This is a genomic window from Limnohabitans sp. Jir61 (assembly GCF_003063545.1).
GTDB lineage: Bacteria > Pseudomonadota > Gammaproteobacteria > Burkholderiales > Burkholderiaceae_C > Limnohabitans.
Map to the genome: position 1 here is coordinate 576,143 of NZ_NESD01000001.1, position 19,548 is coordinate 595,690.

The following is a 19,548-nucleotide window of genomic DNA, read 5'->3' on the forward strand; positions in this document are numbered from 1 at the left end:
ATGAAGTGATACGAATGACTGCCTTGCCTCTCTTGTTAGTCCCCGGATTGATGTGTGACCACACCGTGTGGGACCCACTTTTGCCTCAGCTATCGCCTGTGCATGCATGCACGGTGGTCGATCACGGTCATGCCAATTCGCTGTCGCAGATGGCGGTTCAGCTCGTGGCTGATGCACCGTCTCAGTTCTATATCGCCGGCCATTCCATGGGCGCACGCGTGGCGCTGGAGGTGTTGCGCATTGCGCCTGACCGCGTGGCAGGCGTGGCGCTTTTGGACACAGGTTATTTACCGAAGCTCGCCGGTGCCGCGGGAGAGGAAGAGGTGCGCAAGCGCATGGCGCTGTTGCAGATTGCTCAAGACCAAGGTGTTCGCGCCATGGCCCGTGAATGGGTGCAAGGCATGGTGCACCCCGATCGCTTAAAAGATGTTGAGTTGATCGAGCGCATCTTGGTCATGTTCGAGCGCAAGGATGCGACTATCTTTGCCAATCAACTCCATGCCTTGATTCACAGACCCGATGCCAACGATGTGCTGTCTGCCATTCGTGTGCCAACGCTGATCTTGTGTGGGCGACAAGACTTTTGGTCTCCGCCGTCGCAGCACGAGGCCATGCATCAACTTGCGCCGCACGCCCGTTTGGCGGTGGTTGAGGAGGCTGGTCACATGGCACCGATGGAACGGCCCGAGGCGGTGGCAGCTGAAATGCTTCGCTGGTTGGATACAGAAACCTAGGATTTACCCTTTAAATGCCTATTTATTGAGCTAAATCAAGTGTCAATGTATACAATTTTCGAATGCGAACGGATTTTGTAACTGCCACTCAAGCCTCTGTCGGCGAACCTTTTGAAGAGGGTGGGTCGCAGGCTGTCAAGGTTCAGTTGAAGTTACGTGAGATGGTTTTGGCTGGCGAGTTGCAGGCCGGATCACGCATCACCGAGTTGGCGCTGGTTGAAAAGCTTGGTGTTTCCAGAACGCCCATCCGTGCCGCTTTGATCCGACTTGAACAAGAAGGGTTGCTGCAACAAATGCCCAGCGGTGGTTTTGCTGTGCGCAAGTTCTCAGAGGCCGATGTGGCCGATGCGATTGAGCTGCGGGGCACGGTGGAAGGTTTAGCCGCGCGTGTGGCAGCAGAGCGTGGCGCGTCTAGCGAAGAGCTGACCCGTGCCAATGATTGCTTGGATGGCATTGATCTTTTGTTGCAAGCGCCCGTGCTGAATGAAGAAGCGTTCTCTCGTTATGTTGATTTGAACGCCCAATTTCACAGCTTGCTAGGCGCACTGGCCGCGTCACCCGTGATTCAGCGTGAGTTAGAGCGCGTGGGTAGTTTGCCCTTTGCCTCGCCGTCTGGTTTTGTGGGCGTGCAAGCCAATTCGCCCAAAGCCCGCGACATGCTGGTCGTGGCCCAAGACCAGCACCGGCAAGTGATGCAAGCCATTGGCCAGCGCGAAGGCGCAAGGGCTGAGGCTGTTATGCGCGAACACTCGCGCTTGGCACAAAGAAATTTACGTGAAGCGGTGCGAAGCCCGCTTCATTTGCCGGGTGCACATTTGATTTCCCCCAGTTCTTGACGACGATTATTTCAAAGGAGACAGTTCATGCAAAAACGTTTTTTCCTCAGCGCTGTAGCGCTTGCTTTGTTGGCTGCACACGCCGGCACGGCCTTGGCTCAAGAAAAATTCAAGATCGGTTTGATCTTGCCCATGACCGGCCCTTTTGCCTCAACAGGTAAACAAATTGAAGCTGCAGCTCGCTTATATATCGCGCAAAACGGTGACACCGTCGGTGGTAAAAAAGTGGAACTGATTGTCAAAGACGACACCAGCGCACCCGATGTGACCAAGCGCATTGCGCAAGAACTGGTGGTGAACGAAAAGGTCAATGTGTTGGCCGGTTTTGGTTTGACGCCTCTGGCCATGGCCACGGCGCCTTTGGCCACGCAATCGAAAACACCCATGGTGGTGATGGCAGCAGCCACCTCTAGCATCACGCAGGCCTCGCCTTATGTGGTGCGCACCAGCTTCACCTTGCCTCAAGCATCGGTGGCGATGGCAGATTGGGCCCCCAACAACGGCATCAAAAAAGTGGTGACCTTGGTGTCGGACTACGGTCCTGGCATTGACGCTGAGAAGTTTTTCAAAGACCGCATGCTTTTCAATGGCGCACAAGTGCTCGACACTTTGCGCGTACCCATGCGCAACCCAGACTTCGCCCCGTTCTTGCAAAAAGTGCGTGACTTGAAGCCAGATGCCGTGTTTGTGTTTGTGCCATCAGGCGCAGGCGCTGCACTGATGAAACAGTTTGCAGAGCGTGGCATGGACAAAGCGGGCATCAAGTTGATCGGCACGGGTGACATCACCGATGACGATATCTTGAACAGCATGGGCGACGTTGCCAACGGCGTGGTGACTTCTCACCATTACTCAGCATCACACAATTCCCCACTCAACAAGAAGTTTGTCGCTGCGTTTGAAAAGGCCAACGCTGGCTTGCGTCCCAACTTCATGGCTGTGGGCGGCTACGACGGCATGCGCGTGATTTATGAAGCTGCCAAGGTCACCAAAGGTGGCAACGGCGAGGCATTACTTAACGCGATGAAAGGCCAGTTGTTTGAAAGCCCACGCGGCCCCATGTTCATCGATGCGCAAACGCGTGACGTGGTGCACAACATCTACATCCGCAAAGTGGAGAAGGTGGGTGGTCAGCTCTATAACCAAGAGTTCAGCACCATCACTGACGTCAAAGACCCAGGTAAAGCCAAGTAATGCTCACCCTGTTGTTTGACGGGGTCGCGTACGGCATGCTGCTGTTTATTCTGGCAGTGGGTTTGTGCGTGACCATGGGGTTGATGAACTTCATCAACCTCGCGCATGGCGCGTTTGCCATGCTGGGCGGCTATGTCACCGTGGCGCTGATGCAGCGTCATGGTGTGCCGTTCTTGGTGTGTTTGCCGTTGGCCTTCTTGGCATCGGCGGCGGTGGGCGTGGTGCTAGAGCGCACGCTATACCGACCTATGTATAAAAAAACGCACTTAGACCAAGTGCTGTTTTCAATTGGTTTGGCCTTCATGGCCGTGGCTTCGGCCGATTATTTGATGGGCTCGCAACAGCAAATCATGCAGCTGCCTGATTGGCTGCGCGGCCGCACCGAGTTGTTTGCCGACACGCCGTTTGTATTGGGCATGGGCCACTACCGTTTGTTCATCATCGCGGTGTGTGCGGCGTTGACGGTGGGATTGCAATATGTGTTGTCGGCCACGCGTTTTGGCAGCCGCTTGCGCGCCAGTGTGGACGATGCACGCGCGGCGTCGGGCTTAGGCATCAATGTGAATGTGGTGTTTGCAGCCACCTTCGCCGTGGGCTCTGGTTTGGCAGGTCTAGGTGGCGCATTGGGCGCTGAGGTGTTGGGGCTTGACCCAACCTTTCCTTTGAAATTCATGGTGTACTTTTTGATCGTGGTTGCCGTCGGTGGCACAACCTCCATCACAGGGCCATTGCTGGCAGCTTTGTTGCTGGGCATTGCCGATGTGGCGGGCAAGTACTACATCCCTAAATTGGGTGCATTCATCGTGTACGCCTTGATGATCGCGATTTTGATTTGGCGTCCGCAAGGCCTCTTTGTGCGCCAAGGAGGTAAGTCATGAATGCGCAGACATCTTTGTTGCGTGCGGCGTGTTGGCAACCTCTAGAGCTGGTGTTTTGGGTGCTTGCGTTTGCCTCGCCTTGGGCGTTGGCACAACACTCGCTCATCATCAACGAGATTGCCATCGTGGCTTTGTTTGCCGTCTCGCTGGACTTGGTGTTGGGCTATACCGGCATTGTGTCGCTGGGGCATGCGGCGTTTTTAGGATTTGGTGCGTACTCGGCAGCTTTGTTTGCCAAACACATCCATCCCGATCCATTATTGGGTTTGGTGGTGGGTATGGCTGCAGCTACTTTGCTGGGCGCTGTGTGTTCGCTGTCCATCATGCGAGGCAGTGATTTGACGCGTTTGATGGTCACCTTGGGCACTGCGCTCATCTTGCTGGAATTGGCGAATAAGTTCAGCGACTTGACAGGCGGGGCTGATGGTTTGCAAGGTGTCATCATGGGGCCGTTACTGGGGCAGTTTGAGTTTGACCTGATGGGACAAACCTCAGCTTGGTATTCATTGGCTGTGCTGTTGGTGTTGTTTGTATTGGCGCGACGTTTGGTGCATGCGCCTTTGGGGGCGACGCTCAAAGCGGTGCGTGACAACCGTTTGCGTGCCATGGCCATAGGCATTCCAGTCACCGCACGGTTGGCAGTGGTCTATACCGTTGCCGCAGGCATTGCAGGTGCTGCGGGTGCTTTGATGGCGCAGACCACAGGCTTTGCGTCGCTTGATGTGTTTGCGGTGGACCGCTCTGCCGATGTCATGCTGATGTTGGCGATTGGTGGTGTGGGTTGGTTGTATGGCGGTATCGCAGGCGCTGTCGCGTTCAAGCTGATGTACGACGTGATTGCCAACATCACCCCGCAGTACTGGACGTTTTGGATGGGGCTGTTCTTGGTGGTGTTGGTGTTGGTTGGGCGCGAACGTTTGATTCGCCCATGGACTTGGTTTTCAGCTCCACGCAAAGAGGGACAGTCATGAGCGCGGCGTCTTCCAACCACAGCGGGTATGCCTTGCAAACGCAAGGGCTGGTCAAACGTTTTGGGGGCATCACGGCCACTGATCACGTCAACCTCAACATTGCACATGGTGCGCGTCACGCGTTGATTGGTCCTAACGGTGCAGGTAAAACCACGCTCATCAACTTGATGACCGGCGTATTGCCGGTGACCGAAGGCCGAATTGTGTTGCAGGGCGAAGATATTTCGCACTTAGCTCCGCATCAACGTGTTTCACGAGGCATGGTGCGTACGTTCCAAATCAACCAACTGTTCAACTCGCTCACGCCTTTAGAGACCTTGGCGATGGTCGTCACGCAGCACCGCGGCGAGGGCACACGTTGGTGGCAACCGCTGGGTCACAACGCGGCCATCACCGAGCGGGCTGAAGCATTATTAGAACAGTTTCACCTCACCGATGTGATGGAGCAACGTACCGAGCATCTGGCCTACGGCAAGCGCCGCTTGCTGGAGATGGCGATTGCTTTGGCTTGTGAGCCTCGGGTCTTGTTGTTGGATGAGCCTGTGGCGGGCGTGCCCGCGGGCGAGCGAGATGAGTTGCTCAACACTGTGGCAGCTTTGCCCAGCGATGTATCCATTGTGTTGATTGAGCACGACATGGATTTGGTGTTTAACTTTGCCGACCGCATCACGGTGCTGGTCAATGGTGCGGTGCTGACTGAGGGAACGCCGCAAGAAATTGCGCATGACCCCCAAGTCAAAGCCGTCTATTTAGGGACCAGCCATGACTAAAGCGACAGAACTGTTGCGCATTGAAGGTTTGAGCGCGGGCTATGGCGAAGCTGTGGTGCTGCACGATATTTCACTGCGTGTGAACGAAGGTGAAACATTGGCGTTGCTAGGCCGAAACGGCACAGGTAAAACAACGCTGATAGACACCTTGGTGGGTGTGACCACACAGCATGGTGGCACGATTCAATTGGGCGGCGCTGCCCTGCATCGCTTGGCCCCTCATGAACGCGCTGCAGCTGGCATTGGCTGGGTGCCGCAAGAGCGCAATATTTTTAAGTCACTCACCGTGCACGAAAACCTCACGGCGGTGGCACGTGGTGCGAACGACACCAAGCATCGCGCTTGGACGCCCGAGCGGGTGTATGAGTTGTTCCCACGTTTGGCCGAACGCCAAGACAACTTGGGCACGCAGCTCTCGGGTGGTGAACAACAAATGTTGGCAGTGGGCCGCGCCTTGGTGCTTAACCCGCGTCTGCTGTTGTTGGACGAGCCACTAGAAGGCTTGGCTCCCATCATTGTGGAAGAGCTGTTGCGCGCCATTGCACGCATCACCCGCGAAGAGGGCTTGAGCGCCATCATCGTTGAGCAACACCCGCAAGCGATTTTGAAAATCAGCCACCAAGCCGTGGTGCTTGACCATGGCGCGTTGGTGCATAGCGGCAGTGCACAAGCGCTGTTGGATCAACCCGAATTGTTGGATCGTCTGTTGGGCGTAGCCCATGTCGATTGAAGATTGAGAAAGTGAGTGCGTATGTTCATTAAAAATGCTTGGTACGTGGCAGCGACTGCTGCTGAAGTGCAAGACAAACCATTGGGCCGAACCATTTGCGGCGAGCCCATGGTGTTTTACCGTGGCGAAGCCAACAAGGTGGCTGCACTCGAAGACTTTTGCCCCCATCGTGGCGCGCCCTTGTCCTTGGGCAAGGTTTGTAACGGCAAGTTGGTGTGCGGCTACCACGGCTTAGAGATGGGCTGTGACGGCAAGACTGTTTCCATGCCAGGGCAACGTGTGCGCGGTTTTCCTGCTATTCGCAGCTTTGCCACTGTGGAACGCTATGGTTTTATTTGGGTGTGGCCTGGCGATGTGGCCGAGGCGGATGAATCCAAACTGCCCGTGTTTGAGTTCTTTGATAACCCCCAGTGGGCTTATGGCGGTGGGCTTTATCACATCCAATGCAATTACAAGTTGATGATCGATAACTTGATGGATTTGACGCACGAAACCTACGTGCACTCCAACAGCATTGGGCAAAAAGAAATTGACGAAGTGCCTTGCACGACCAAGGTCGATGGCGACCACGTGGTGACCAGTCGCTTCATGGAGAACATTGAAGCACCACCGTTTTGGAAGATGGCGCTGCGTCACAACAACTTGGCTGATGATGTTCCGGTGGATCGCTGGCAAATTTGCCACTTCACACCACCCAGCCATGTGATGATTGAAGTGGGCGTGGCGCATGCAGGCAAAGGCGGCTATGACGCACCCGACGAGAGCAAGGTGTACAGCATGGTGGTGGACTTCATCACGCCAGAGACTGAAACATCCATTCTTTATTTCTGGGGCATGGCTCGTAAGTTCCAACCTCAAAACTCTGAGCTGACAGATGCGATTCGTGAAGGCCAAGGCAAGATTTTTGCTGAGGACTTAGACATGCTGGAGCGTCAGCAACGCAACTTGACTCGCTACCCAGACAGAGCCTTGCTGATGCTCAACATCGACGCGGGTGGTGTGCAATCACGCCGCGTCATCGAGCGACTTTTGACCCAAGAAAAAAACGGAGTTGCCGCATGAGCGATCACATGAATGAAGGCGCATCTACCCCAGTGGGGCCAGATGGCGTATTCACGCTGGCCTTGGTGAAGTCGGGAAAGCAGCTGCAAGTACCCGCAGATCAAACCGCACTTCAAGTGCTGGAGTCTGCAGGCATTGATGTGCCCATGTCATGTGGGCAGGGCATTTGCGGCACATGCTTGACCCGCGTTGTGGGCGGTGTGCCGGATCACCGCGATATGTATTTGAGCGGGGAAGAGCAAGACGCGAACGATCAGTTCACGCCTTGTTGTTCACGCAGCAAAAATGCGGTGTTGATGCTTGATCTTTGAGGCTTAGCGGCCGTAACCGCCGCCGCCACCAAAACCGCCACCACTGCGGCCGCCGCCTGAGCGGCCACCACCACCGCCGCCGGAGCGATTGCCGCCGCCGCCGCCGCTAGGACGACGGCCAAAGCCACCACCACCGCCGCGTTTGCGTTCGGTCATGAGGTCCACGCTGGTGCGTGTGGGGTCAGGTTGGCGTTGACCGCCACCTTGAGTTTTATGGCCAAAGGCGTTTACGCCGCTTTGGGTGCCCAAGTGCGCGTTGGCACGGGGTTGGAAGTCATCGTCGTCACGGCGAGGTGCGCGAGGCGCATCAAAGTCGCGGGGTGGACGTGGTGCGTCGTTGCGCGGGCCACGGTTGTCAAACTGACGGGGTGGGCGCTGACCTTGGCCTTGAGGACGGTTGTTGCTGCGAGGTGGGCGATCACCAAATTGTTCAGTGCGCTCACCGTCGCGTGGAGGACGATCACCCACACGGTCTCGACTCACGTGGCTGTTGGGGCGAGGGGCACGGCCACCTTCACCACCTTGGCCACCACGGCCGCCGCCACCATTGCGACCACCGCCAGCGGCTTTGGTGTCGCGAATGCGTTGCATCATTTCACCGCGTGCGGCTTTGGCAGCAGCTGCCATCACGTCACGGCCTGGGGGCTTGCCTAAGCCGCCCCACAGAGTTTGGCGACCCATCGCAATGGGCTCAGCCTTTTCGTCGGCCTCAGGGCCAAAGCCCTCAACCGCCACGACAGGTACTTGCTGTTTGGTGAAGATTTCGATGTCGCGCATGAAACCTTGTTCATCCAACGACACCAAGCTCACGGCTTCACCGCTTGAGCCAGCGCGGCCTGTGCGGCCAATGCGGTGCACATAGTCTTCGCTGATGTTGGGGATTTCGTAGTTGACCACGTGTGGCAACTCGTCAATGTCAATGCCACGTGCAGCAATGTCGGTGGCCACCAAGGCGCGGATTTCGCCGCTCTTGAAACCAGCCAAGGCTTGGGTGCGTGCGGTTTGGCTTTTGTTGCCGTGCAGCGCCATAGCGCTGATGCCGTTCTTGGTCAAGAACTCGGCCACGTTGTTGGCGCCAAACTTGGTGCGTGTAAACACCAGTACTTGGCTCCAGTTGTGCTCGTTGATGATGTGTGCGAGCAAAGCCTTCTTCTTGCCGCGGCCCACAGGGTGAACCACTTGCGTGATGCGTTGCACCGTGGTGTTACTGGGGGTGACTTGAATGCTCTGTGGGTCTTTGAGCAGGTTGTTGGCCAGTTCGCGAATTTCGTCGCTAAAGGTGGCTGAGAACAGCAAGCTTTGTTTGTCTTTGGGCACCAAGGCCAAGATCTTCTTGACGTCGTGGATGAAGCCCATGTCCAACATCCGGTCGGCTTCGTCGAGCACCAAAATTTCCACGGTGGACAAATCGAGCAAGCCTTGCTGTTGCAAGTCGAGCAAGCGGCCGGGGGTGGCCACCAAAATATCCACGCCTTTTTTGATGCGGGCTACTTGGGGGTTCATGCCCACGCCGCCAAAAATGACGGTGGAGGTGAGTTGCAGGTATTTGCCGTAGTTACGCACGGACTCTTCCACTTGGGCTGCGAGTTCGCGGGTGGGGGTCAGCACCAGGGCGCGCACGCCATACACGCCAAACTTGTTTTCTTTGCTGCGGCTCATGGTGAGCTTGTGCAGCATGGGCAGTGTGAACGCCGCTGTTTTACCCGTGCCGGTTTGGGCACCTGCCAACAAGTCGTGGCCAGCGAGAACCGCTGGAATGGCTTGGGCTTGGATAGGGGTGGGAGTTTCGTAGCCCTGTTCGGCCACAGCTTTTTGGATGGCCGGAGCCAAATTTAAATCTTCAAATTTCATGATGGAGCGCTTTATGTCAGCGCATGACACCAACCCGCTTGGCCCGAAGGCCACCCAGTCAAAGGTCGGCAATATTTACAGGTGAGCTCAAAAATCACAAACAGAAGTGTTTGGAACCAGCTCCAGCAGAAGTGCTGATGTTGCGGCAACTGGCGGCGGCAACGATGTGAATTGTCGCACGGATCCAGATAGCTGGGATAATCCACGTTTTATTGCTTCTGCTACCCGAAAGAAAAACAAATGGCTCAGTACGTTTTTAGTATGAACCGCGTCGGCAAAATCGTGCCGCCCAAGCGTCAGATCTTGAAAGACATCTCCCTGTCCTTCTTCCCCGGAGCCAAGATTGGCGTGCTGGGCACCAACGGTTCAGGCAAGTCCACCTTGCTCAAAATCATGGCGGGCATCGACAAAGAGATCGAAGGTGAAGCCATTCCCATGACGGGCCTGAAGATCGGATATTTGCCCCAAGAGCCACAACTCGACCCTGAGCACACCGTGCGCCAATCGGTCGAAAGCGGCATGGGCGAGGTCAAAGAAGCACAAGCTCGCCTCGAAGAGGTGTATGCCGCCTACGCCGAAGAAGACGCTGACTTTGACGCCCTGGCTGCCGAACAAGCCAAACTTGAAGCCATCATTTCCGCCTCTGGTGCGGGTGACGGCTCAGACCACTTGCTGGAAATCGCCGCCGACGCGCTGCGTCTGCCCGCATGGGACGCCATCATTGGCAAGCTCTCTGGTGGTGAAAAACGTCGCGTGGCTTTGTGTCGCTTGTTGTTGTCTAAGCCCGACATGCTGTTGCTTGACGAACCCACCAACCACTTGGACGCCGAATCGGTGGACTGGCTGGAGCAGTTCTTGGCTCGCTTCTCAGGCACAGTGGTGGCCATTACCCACGATCGTTACTTCCTCGACAACGCCGCCGAGTGGATTTTGGAACTCGACCGTGGCCACGGCATTCCTTACAAAGGTAACTACTCCACCTGGTTGGAGCAAAAAGAAGCCCGTTTGGCCACTGAGCAGCGCACCGAAGACGCACGCACCAAGGCCATGAAGAAGGAATTGGAATGGGCGCGTCAAAACCCCAAGGGTCGTCAAGCCAAGAGCAAGGCCCGTTTGGCCCGCTTTGAAGAGTTGTCCGATCACGAATACCAAAAGCGCAACGAAACCCAAGAAATTTTCATTCCAGTGGCCGAGCGTTTGGGTCATGAAGTGTTTGAGTTCAAGAACGTCAGCAAGTCTTTTGGCGACCGTTTGTTGATCGACAACCTCAGCTTCCAAGTGCCAGCTGGCGCTATTGTGGGCATCATCGGCCCCAACGGTGCGGGTAAGTCGACCTTGTTTAAGCTGATTGCTGGCAAAGAGCAGCCAGACAGCGGTGAGGTCAAGATTGGCCAAACCGTCAAGATGGCGTTTGTGGACCAGTCCCGCGACGACCTGAACGACAACAAAACCGTGTGGGAAGACATCTCGGGTGGTTTGGACATCATGAACGTGGGCAAGTTCCAAATGCCAAGCCGCGCGTATTGCGGCCGCTTCAACTTCAACGGTGGCGACCAACAAAAGAAAGTCGGCATGTTGTCCGGTGGTGAGCGTGGTCGCTTGCACTTGGCCAAGACCTTGATCGAAGGCGGTAACGTGTTGCTGCTGGATGAACCATCCAACGACTTGGACGTGGAAACTTTGCGTGCGTTGGAAGACGCGCTGCTGGAGTTTGCCGGCTCAGTCATGGTGATCAGCCATGACCGCTGGTTCCTTGACCGTATTGCCACCCACATCTTGGCTGCTGAAGGCGATAGTCAATGGGTGTTCTTTGATGGCAACTACCAAGAATACGAAGCGGACAAGAAGAAGCGTTTGGGTGAAGAGGGTGCTAAACCTAAGCGCGTACGTTTCAAAGCTTTGAAGTAATTTTTTACTTTTCCCTGTGAAAGCCCAGTCACCTCGGAGGTGATTGGGCTTTTTTGTTTTCTAGGTGTGAATATTTCATATTTCATGAGTTTCACTTCATCATTTTTAATACTTTGATGGGTTTAATTGACTATACAATGCATACAAACGGTTACATATTTTGTATGTGGCTTTCCTCAGATTAGTTAAGAGAACAGGAACTTGTAATGAATATGCCTCCTTCTAAAGAGCCGTACGACGGCTACTGCGGTACCAGCTATGCAGCCAAAATGTTGGGTATCTCTGTGGGTACCGTTCAGGGTTTGGTTGAAAAGAACGACCTCAAAGCTTGGAAGACCCAAGGAGGTCACCGTCGCATTTCATTGCAATCCATTCAAGACTACCAACGTCGTCATAACTTGGCCCCTGCTTCCATGATGCAAGGTGAAGACCGTTTGCGCGTGTTGGTGGTGGAAGACGACGAAAACACCCGTTTGATGTTGCAAGCAAACTTTGACCAATGGGGTTTGCCTTTGGATGCGGTCATGTATTCATCCGCCATGGAAGCATTGCTGGATATGCCGAGCTTGCAGCCTCAAGTGTTGTTGACCGATTTGAAGATGCCGAATGTGGACGGCTTTGAGTTTTTGAAAACCCTGAGCACCCACAACCTGTTCAGCAATTTAGCTGTTGTTGTCATGACGGGCATGAGCCCGCAAGACGTGCAAGCCAAAGGCGGCTTGCCAGATGGCGTGCAAATGTTACAAAAGCCCATCGACATGGACTGGTTGCATGGTTTCTTTGATGCACTCATGTCAGTGCGTCAAATCAACCGTCGCGCACGCCAAGTTGCCTAATTTATCAGCGCCCAGCGCCTGGGTGACAGCAAGGGGATTCAGAGCCAGTTAAGCTCTGCCCCGTGCTTAAACTATCTGCCCTCGATCAATCTGTTGCTGCCGCTGGCCGAAGCCAAGACGCGGCCATTCGCCAAACCTTAGACCTCGCTACTCAATGTGAGGCATGGGGCTATCACCGCTTTTGGGTGAGCGAGCACCACAGCCACCCCAGTATTGTGGGCACTGCGCCCGAGGTGTTGATGGCTGCTATTGCCGCACGCACCACGCGCATTCGGCTGGGCAGTGCAGGAGTCATGCTGCCGCACTACGCGCCGCTCAAAGTGGCAGAACAATTCCGTGTGCTCGATGCTTTAGCACCGGGTCGTATCGACCTTGGCGTGGGCCGCGCCCCCGGCAGCGATGGACGCACCGCGCAGCTGCTCAATCCCGATCGACATGCCTCTGACAACTTCCCGCAGCAAGTGATGGAGTTGCAGGCTTGGGTCACGGGTGATCCTATTCCCGCTGGCCACCCCGGCCACGGCGTGTATGCCTATCCCAGTGGCCCCACATCACCCGATGTCTGGATGCTCGGCAGCTCTAACTACGGCGCACAGTTGGCCGCGCATTTGGGCCTGCCTTATGCCTTTGCCTACTTCATCACCGAAGGTCAGGGCGTAGACAACGCGTTCAACCTCTACCGCGCCAACTACCGCCCCAACGAACGTAACCCCAAGCCTCGCGCCACCGTGTGTGTATGGGCCCTGGCCGCAGACACAGAGGACGAGGCGTGGCGTTTGTTCCAAAGTCGCGCGCGCTGGAAGATGGACCGCAACACAGGCCGCATCGGCGCTTTGCTGCCCCCCGAACAAGCTGTGCGCGACTACAACGCATCAGAAGAAGTGGCTATGGCCGAGCTGCGTGCAGGCGCTTTGGTGGGCAGTGGCCGCCAAGTGGCCGACAAACTACGCAAACTTGCAGAACGTTTGCAGCTCGACGAAGTGGTGATCATCACTTGGACGCACGAGCCCGCTGCACAGGCCCGTTCGTATGAGCTGCTGGCCAAAGAGTTTTCATTGACGACATCAACTTAAAACCAAAACGGAGACCAAACCATGTTTTCAACCGCAATCGCAGGCAGTTTGCCCAAACCCGAATGGTTGGCCGAGACCAACAAACTCTGGCCCAAGTGGCAAGCCGAAGGCGATGCGCTCTTGCAAGCCAAAGCCGATGCCACGCTGTTGTGGATCAAGGCGCAAGAAGATGCTGGCCTTGATGTGATTGGTGACGGCGAGCAATCGCGCCAACACTTTGTGCACGGCTTTTTAGAGCAGGTGGAAGGCATCGACTTTGAAAACAAAGTGACGATGGGAATTCGTAATAACCGCTATGACGCGCAAGTGCCACAAGTCATCGCCCCCCTGCGTCTCAAAGGCCGTGTGCACGCGTTTGAAGCGCAGTTGGCCCGCGCCCACACCAAGAAGAAACTCAAGTTCACCTTGCCCGGCCCAATGACCATCGTCGACACCGTGGCCGACCGTTTTTACGGCAAGGGCAAAGACGCTGTGCAAGGCCGCATCGACATGGCGTTTGCTTTTGCTGAGCTGCTCAACCAAGAAGCCTTGGCTTTGCAAGCCGATGGCGTGGACATCATTCAGTTTGACGAACCCGCGTTCAACGTCTACCTAGAAGAAGCAGCAGACTGGGGCGTTAAAGCGCTAGAGCGCGCCGCGCAAGGTTTGACCTGCACCACCGCTGTTCACATTTGCTACGGCTACGGCATCGAAGCCAACAACAACTGGAAGAAGACCTTGGGCGACGAGTGGCGTCAATACGAAAAAGTATTGCCCGCCTTGGCCAAGAGCAGTATCCAACAAGTGAGCTTGGAGTGTTACCACTCGCATGTGCCGCCAGAGATGATGGCTTTGCTAGAAGGCAAAGACGTGATGGTGGGTGTGATCGACGTGGCCAGCGATGTCATTGAAACGCCAGAGCAAATTGCCGACACCATTGGCATGGCGTTGAAGTACGTGCCTAAGAACCGTTTGATTGCGTGTACCAATTGCGGTTTAGCGCCTATGAGTCGCGAGGTGGCCATGAAGAAGCTGCAAGCGCTGGCCGATGGCGCAGCGCTGGCGCGTCAACGCTACGCTTAAAGCAAAGTATTCAAGCGAAGGTTTAAGCGCAGCCGCTGTCACCGCAGCTGCCGCTGCCGTGAATCTCGTCTTCAGGCAATGCCTCAGGCGCTGAGACGATGCCAGTCTCAGCGTCGTAGCCTACACGGCGCAGGTGCAGGGCCAAGGCCGCGTCCATGGTTTGCGCGTGTTGCGGAAACCAAATGCCCAGCTCATGTGCCATTTGGCGCATCACGGCCATGTCGCCTTTTTCACGGCCACGGCGCAAGCCTTCACGCATCACTTCGAGGATGACGTTGTGCTGCATGGTGTGGCAGTTGCTGGATGAAAACTTGGTGTCTTTCATCCACTTGTCTTCGCCGCCAAAGTGCTCTTCGGTGTGCTCGATCAGGGCAGCGAAGCGCTCGGTCAAGGTGTCGTCATCGGCCAGCTCGGTGGCGGCTAATAAGTCGACAAACTCACGGTGCGTGTCGTCCATGAAGTCCAGCTCGAGTGACAAAGCGTCAGACCAAGCGAGGGTGACTTCGCGGGTGGGCAGTGTGGCGGTGAGTGTGTCGGTCATGAGAGCTTTTGAGAGAGGTTACGGTTAGCGCTTGCTTGAGCGTTGGCAAATAGGCCATGCGCCAAGTTGGTCAGGCACGGTCATCGCAAGATGCTTGAGTTGCAACAATATTAATTGTAAGAAGCCGCCACGCCCTTGCGTTGGGTCAAACCCCGCGCAGCCAAGCTGCAAATCGGTGCAAATAACTGGGCTCGGCCATGAAGATGGCCAGCGTCACCGCCGCGTTGGCCACGCCGGTCCACAAGAAGATGTCGGGGATAGAAAGACCAGCGCTCAGCATGGCCCCAGCAATGAGCGAGCTGGCAATCATGAAGATGGCATTGATGATGTTATTGGCCGCAATGATGCGTGCCACTTCATGGGCTTTGCTCTCGATTTGAATGAGCGCATACATGGGCACGCTGTAAATGCCGGTGAATAGACTCAGCAGCAGTAAGTCGGCCATGATGCGCCAGTGTGCGCTCTGCGCCACGAAGGCGCTGATGCCCATCAGTTCAGATACTGGCAAGTCGCCGGCGGCCACATACAAATCCACGGCAAACAGTGCCATGCCGATTGCGCCCAATGGGCTCAGACCCATCTCCACACGTCCACGGCTGAGGTATTCGCACAAGAGCGAGCCCGCGCCAATGCCCACTGAGAACAACACCAGCAGCAGCGAAGCCACTTGTGCATCGCCGTGCAACACCTCTTTAGCAAAGCTAGGGAACTGGCTTAAAAACACCGCGCCAAAAAACCACATCCAGCTGATGCCCAGCAGGGTTTGAAACACCTTGGCGTTGGCGCGTGCCAAGCGCAGGTTGCGCATGGTTTCGGTGATGGGGTTCCAGTTGATGGGCTCATCAGCGTGGGTTGCTGTGAGCGCAGGCATGCGCCCACTCATCCAGCGGCCAAACACCGCCACAGCCACGCAAGCCACAGCCACTGAGGCGTGGCCAATGTCAGGAATCGCCACCAACAAACCGCCTGCCACATTCCCCAGCAAGATGGCCACAAAGGTACCCATCTCGGTCATGCCGTTTCCACCTGTGAGTTCGTGCTCATCCAGCACGCGTGGCAAGTACGAATATTTAGCCGGCCCAAACACGGTGGAGTGCAGGCCCATCAAGAAAGTGCAAGCCAACAGCACGGCAGCTTGCTGGGTCATAAAGCCCACAGCGGCGAGCAGCATGATGGCGATTTCACAGTTTTTCACCCATCGCATGATGGTCGTGTCTGAATACTTTTCAGCCAGTTGCCCACTGGTGGCGGAGAACAACAAATAGGGGAGGATGAACAGTGCCCCAATCACCAAGCCCGCTAAAGAGACGGGCAACCAGCTCACGCTGAGCTGGTAGGTCACCATCACGGTGAAGGCGAACTTGAACAGGTTGTCGTTCGCCGCACCGCAAAACTGCGTCCAGAAAAACGGCCCAAACCGACGTTGATTTAACAGTGCGAACTGGTTGGCTTCGCGTTGGATAAAGCTGTCGTCGTTTGGGCTGGTCATAGAAGATTAAAGGCGCTCAAAAATAGCAGCGATACCTTGGCCGCCACCAATACACATGGTGACCAAAGCGTACTTGCCGTTGATGCGTTGCAGTTCGTACAGGGCCTTAACTGTAATCAAAGCGCCGGTCGCACCGATGGGGTGACCCAAAGAAATGCCAGAACCGTTGGGGTTGACTTTGGCAGGGTCGAGGCCGAGCTCTTTGCTCACGGCGCAAGCTTGTGCAGCAAAGGCTTCGTTGGCTTCAATCACGTCCATGTCGTTGGTGGTGAGGCCGGCCTTTTGCAAAGCGAGGCGAGACGCCGACACAGGGCCCATGCCCATGATTTTTGGGTCGAGGCCGGTATGGGCGTATGACACCAAACGTGCCAGTGGCTTCGCGCCGCGTGCTTGCGCTGTCTTGGCATCCATCAACACCACAGCGGCAGCTGCGTCGTTGATGCCCGATGCGTTACCCGCGGTGACCGTGCCGTTTTCTTTGATGAAAACTGGCTTCAGTTTGGTCATGTCTTCGAGCTTGCAGTTGGGACGGAAGTGCTCGTCAGTCGCGTAGGCCACATCGCCTTTTTTGCTCTTGAGCATCACAGGCAGGATTTGGTCTTTGAAATAGCCAGCCTCTGTGGCGCGTTGGGCACGGTTGTGGCTCTCGACGGCTGCTGCATCCTGCATTTCGCGGGTGATGCCAAATTTGGCCGCCACGTTTTCAGCGGTCACGCCCATGTGGATGTTTTGGAAGGGGTCGTGCAAAGCGCCCACCACCATGTCGACCATCTTGGTGTCGCCCATGCGTGCGCCCCAGCGTGCGCTGAGAGAGGCGTAAGGGCCGCGGCTCATGTTTTCTGCGCCGCCGCCAATGGCGATGTCGCAGTCACCCAGCATGATGGCTTGGCTGGCAGACACGATGGCTTGCAAGCCTGAACCGCACAAACGGTTCACGTTGAAAGCTGGCGTGCCTTCGGCGCAACCGCCGTTGATGGCTGCCACACGAGAAAGGTACATGTCTTTGGGTTCTGTGTTGACCACATGGCCAAACACCACATGGCCCACATCTTTGCCTTCGACGTTTGCGCGTGCCAATGACTCGCGCACCACTTGGGCAGCCAGCTCGGTGGGGGGAATGTCTTTAAGGCTGCCGCCGTAAGTACCAATTGCCGTACGAACACCGCTGACCACAACTACTTCACGCATTTCTGTCTCCAGTTATAAAAATTGAACCGAAGCAGTTTGCGCCGCTATTGCTACAGATCTCTTACAAAAATGCGAGAAAACCTAGGGGTTTACAGCAGACCACACCACCGGCGCACTGAAAAACAGCGGTTCTTCCGTAAACGGGTGGGGAAAACCGATGTCTTGAGCATGCAGCATCAAGCGCGGTGTGAGCGCTTTGATGTCTGGCGGCGCATACAGCGAATCGCCCAGCATGGGGTGCCCTAGGCTTTGCATGTGCACACGCAGCTGATGGGTGCGGCCGGTGAATGGCTCTAGCTCAATCAAGCTGGCTGTGTCGCCTACTTGCACCATGCGCCACAGGCTCAGGCTGGGTTTGCCGTCAGGATGAATGATGTGAATGGGGCGACGCTCCCAGTCGAGCATGATGTTGCCCTCAATGGCTCGCCAGCCTTCTTCGTTGGTGGGCACATGCGTTTGGGTGACCAGGGGGTTGCCCGCCACCACAGCCATGTAGCGCTTGCTCACCTGACGGGTTTCAAACAAACGGCTGATGCGGCGCTGCGCCTCAATGCCACGCGCCATCACGATCAGACCCGAGGTGTCTTGGTCGAGGCGGTGCACCACCAGCGCGTCGGTGTAAATGTCTTGCACGCGCTTAGACAAGCAGTCTTGCTTCTCAGGCCCACGGCCCGGTACAGACAGCAGGCCGCTGGGTTTTTCGAACACCAGCAGGTGTTCGTCTTCGTAAATCGGGTTCATGTTTAGGTTGTGCGAGCCTGTGTTTGCTCTAGCACCACGTTCGAGGTGGGGCGAGCCACGCATGGCAGCACATAGCCCTGGGCTTTTTCTTCGGCGCTCAGGCCTGGCCACTCGATGGTGTAGGTTACTTCGCCACTCACAAGGCGGCACACACAGGTGCGGCATGTGCCATTGCGGCAAGAGCTGGGTAGCTCGATGCGTGACATCTCGGCGGCTTCTAGCAAGGTGAGGTCACCCTCGACGTCGTATTGCAGGCCAGCGGGCTCCACCTTGACGGTGAAGATTTCAAAATTCTCTGGGGCAGTCATGCTTAGATGGTTAATTCGAGGCGGTTAATTTCGCTTCCGCTTTGTCCAGCACCAGCGCGAGGTTATCTAGCAAATCGGTTTGGCTGAATGAGCAGCTTTCTTCGCTGAACAAAGCACTCGATTCCAGTCGGTCCACCAGCTCTAACCACACCTCTGCAAACTTGGGCGGCAGGGCTTTGAACAAAGCTTCTTGCGAGCGGGCGGTTTGTATGAACGCACGGTCCGTCAGTGCGTTGTTGCGCAAATCAGTCAGTGCAATGCGAAGGGTGGCGAGAGCAAGGGTGGCAGACATTACTTGTTCTTAATTTTGCCGCGTGGCGCGACGTAAGTGGTGGGAGGGTTAGGACGATCCGAAGTGGAGGTCTTGGGAGGTGACGTGTCCTTTTTAGGCTTCTTTGTCATTTTGTTGCTGTGTTGTTCGCCTTTGGCCATATCACCTTCGTTGTAGTTATCTCGGATTGAGATAGGGTCATGGTAATTCAGTCTCTTGCCAAGTTGCCAGCGGTAAATCCTGCACGCTGAAGGGGCCAATGTGGGTGCGTATCAAGCGCAGCGTGGGCAGGCCCACGGCGGCGGTCATGCGGCGCACTTGGCGGTTGCGGCCTTCGCGGATGGTCAGCTCTATCCAAGACGTAGGTTTGGTTTGCCGCACACGGATGGGCGGGTCGCGTTCCCACAGGTAGGCTGGCGCTTCTGCTGCACGGGCGCGGGCGGGCAGGGTCATGCCGTCGTTGAGCATCACGCCACTGCACAGGGCTTGCAGCGCGGCGTCATCGGCAATGCCTTCGACTTGCGCGAGGTAGGTTTTCTCCATCTTGAAGCGCGGGTCGGCAATGCGGGCTTGCAGCTGGCCGTCGTCGGTGAGCAGTATCAGGCCTTCGCTGTCGGCGTCTAAGCGGCCGGCCACGTACACGCCGGGCAGGGTGATGAAATCTTTCAGGCCGCGCCATTTTCCCTCGGGGGTGAACTGGCTTAGCACGCCGTAGGGCTTGTTAAAACGAATCAGCATGGCACATAAAAAGCGAACGAAGGCTAGAGCGTATCAGGCGCGGTGCAGTGCTTTGG

At 56.1% G+C, this 19,548-nt stretch carries 20 protein-coding genes and 1 pseudogene; 13 read left to right on the top strand and 8 right to left on the bottom strand.

Translation table 11 applies throughout. The annotated features are described in order from the left end of the window. Positions 1-14 precede the first annotated feature (14 nt). From B9Z35_RS02795 to B9Z35_RS02835, 9 genes are all read left to right on the top strand, one after another. Entirely contained in the window at positions 15-734 is a 720-nt protein-coding gene (locus B9Z35_RS02795; RefSeq protein ID WP_108282129.1) for an alpha/beta fold hydrolase, read from the top strand. A 62-nt stretch (positions 735-796) separates the two neighbouring features. Continuing rightward, complete coding sequence (locus B9Z35_RS02800) at positions 797-1,570, top strand: GntR family transcriptional regulator (RefSeq protein ID WP_108282130.1); 774 nt, start codon at positions 797-799, stop codon at positions 1,568-1,570. 27 nt (positions 1,571-1,597) lie between these two features. Then, a complete protein-coding gene (locus B9Z35_RS02805) occupies positions 1,598-2,764 on the top strand; it encodes an ABC transporter substrate-binding protein (protein WP_108282131.1) in 1,167 nt (388 codons plus the stop codon). After that, positions 2,764-3,642 (top strand): branched-chain amino acid ABC transporter permease, encoded by an 879-nt coding sequence (locus tag B9Z35_RS02810; RefSeq protein WP_108282132.1) that lies wholly within the window; start codon positions 2,764-2,766, stop codon positions 3,640-3,642. The genes B9Z35_RS02805 and B9Z35_RS02810 overlap by 1 nt, the downstream gene beginning before the upstream one ends. After that, positions 3,639-4,613 (top strand): branched-chain amino acid ABC transporter permease, encoded by a 975-nt coding sequence (locus tag B9Z35_RS02815; RefSeq protein WP_108282133.1) that lies wholly within the window; start codon positions 3,639-3,641, stop codon positions 4,611-4,613. Before B9Z35_RS02810 ends, B9Z35_RS02815 begins: the two co-directional genes overlap by 4 nt. Beyond that, a complete protein-coding gene (locus B9Z35_RS02820) occupies positions 4,610-5,383 on the top strand; it encodes an ABC transporter ATP-binding protein (RefSeq protein WP_108282134.1) in 774 nt (257 codons plus the stop codon). Before B9Z35_RS02815 ends, B9Z35_RS02820 begins: the two co-directional genes overlap by 4 nt. Beyond that, positions 5,376-6,113: an ABC transporter ATP-binding protein gene (locus tag B9Z35_RS02825; protein ID WP_108282135.1), complete on the top strand. Its 738-nt coding sequence runs from the start codon at positions 5,376-5,378 to the stop codon at positions 6,111-6,113. The genes B9Z35_RS02820 and B9Z35_RS02825 overlap by 8 nt, the downstream gene beginning before the upstream one ends. Before the next feature lie 21 nt (positions 6,114-6,134). Continuing rightward, positions 6,135-7,175 (top strand): aromatic ring-hydroxylating dioxygenase subunit alpha, encoded by a 1,041-nt coding sequence (locus B9Z35_RS02830; RefSeq protein ID WP_108282136.1) that lies wholly within the window; start codon positions 6,135-6,137, stop codon positions 7,173-7,175. After that, positions 7,172-7,486, top strand: a complete 315-nt coding sequence (locus tag B9Z35_RS02835) for a 2Fe-2S iron-sulfur cluster binding domain-containing protein (protein WP_108282137.1) — start codon at positions 7,172-7,174, stop codon at positions 7,484-7,486. The genes B9Z35_RS02830 and B9Z35_RS02835 overlap by 4 nt, the downstream gene beginning before the upstream one ends. Before the next feature lie 3 nt (positions 7,487-7,489). Here the strand turns inward: B9Z35_RS02835 and B9Z35_RS02840 are convergent, their stop codons facing one another. After that, positions 7,490-9,337 (bottom strand): DEAD/DEAH box helicase, encoded by a 1,848-nt coding sequence (locus tag B9Z35_RS02840; protein ID WP_108282799.1) that lies wholly within the window; start codon positions 9,335-9,337, stop codon positions 7,490-7,492. Between the two features lie 240 nt (positions 9,338-9,577). On the opposite strand from B9Z35_RS02840, the gene ettA reads away from it, so the two are divergent. From ettA to B9Z35_RS02860, 4 genes are all read left to right on the top strand, one after another. Then, positions 9,578-11,245: an energy-dependent translational throttle protein EttA gene (gene ettA / locus B9Z35_RS02845; RefSeq protein ID WP_108282138.1), complete on the top strand. Its 1,668-nt coding sequence runs from the start codon at positions 9,578-9,580 to the stop codon at positions 11,243-11,245. A 206-nt stretch (positions 11,246-11,451) separates the two neighbouring features. Continuing rightward, complete coding sequence (locus B9Z35_RS02850; RefSeq protein ID WP_108282139.1) at positions 11,452-12,081, top strand: response regulator; 630 nt, start codon at positions 11,452-11,454, stop codon at positions 12,079-12,081. A 62-nt stretch (positions 12,082-12,143) separates the two neighbouring features. Continuing rightward, complete coding sequence (locus tag B9Z35_RS02855; RefSeq protein ID WP_108282140.1) at positions 12,144-13,154, top strand: LLM class flavin-dependent oxidoreductase; 1,011 nt, start codon at positions 12,144-12,146, stop codon at positions 13,152-13,154. A gap of 21 nt (positions 13,155-13,175) precedes the next feature. After that, positions 13,176-14,216 (top strand): methionine synthase, encoded by a 1,041-nt coding sequence (locus B9Z35_RS02860; RefSeq protein WP_108282141.1) that lies wholly within the window; start codon positions 13,176-13,178, stop codon positions 14,214-14,216. 22 nt (positions 14,217-14,238) lie between these two features. On the opposite strand, the gene B9Z35_RS02865 is transcribed toward B9Z35_RS02860, so the two are convergent. The 7 genes and pseudogenes from B9Z35_RS02865 to B9Z35_RS02895 form a co-directional block, all read right to left on the bottom strand. Next, positions 14,239-14,757 (bottom strand): hemerythrin domain-containing protein, encoded by a 519-nt coding sequence (locus tag B9Z35_RS02865; protein WP_104799119.1) that lies wholly within the window; start codon positions 14,755-14,757, stop codon positions 14,239-14,241. Between the two features lie 157 nt (positions 14,758-14,914). Beyond that, positions 14,915-16,246: pseudogene (locus B9Z35_RS02870) on the bottom strand (MFS transporter); the annotation flags it as partial. A gap of 6 nt (positions 16,247-16,252) precedes the next feature. Next, the gene (gene bktB / locus B9Z35_RS02875) at positions 16,253-17,434 is read right to left on the bottom strand and encodes a beta-ketothiolase BktB (protein ID WP_108282143.1); all 1,182 of its coding nucleotides are present in this window, start codon (positions 17,432-17,434) and stop codon (positions 16,253-16,255) included. Between the two features lie 81 nt (positions 17,435-17,515). Beyond that, positions 17,516-18,175 (bottom strand): RluA family pseudouridine synthase, encoded by a 660-nt coding sequence (locus B9Z35_RS02880; protein ID WP_108282144.1) that lies wholly within the window; start codon positions 18,173-18,175, stop codon positions 17,516-17,518. Positions 18,176-18,177: 2 nt separating this feature from the next. Continuing rightward, positions 18,178-18,483, bottom strand: a complete 306-nt coding sequence (locus B9Z35_RS02885; RefSeq protein ID WP_108282145.1) for a 2Fe-2S iron-sulfur cluster-binding protein — start codon at positions 18,481-18,483, stop codon at positions 18,178-18,180. A gap of 10 nt (positions 18,484-18,493) precedes the next feature. Then, entirely contained in the window at positions 18,494-18,775 is a 282-nt protein-coding gene (locus B9Z35_RS02890; RefSeq protein WP_108282146.1) for a hypothetical protein, read from the bottom strand. A 177-nt stretch (positions 18,776-18,952) separates the two neighbouring features. Next, positions 18,953-19,492: a pseudouridine synthase gene (locus B9Z35_RS02895; protein ID WP_108282147.1), complete on the bottom strand. Its 540-nt coding sequence runs from the start codon at positions 19,490-19,492 to the stop codon at positions 18,953-18,955. Between the last annotated feature and the right edge of the window lie 56 nt (positions 19,493-19,548).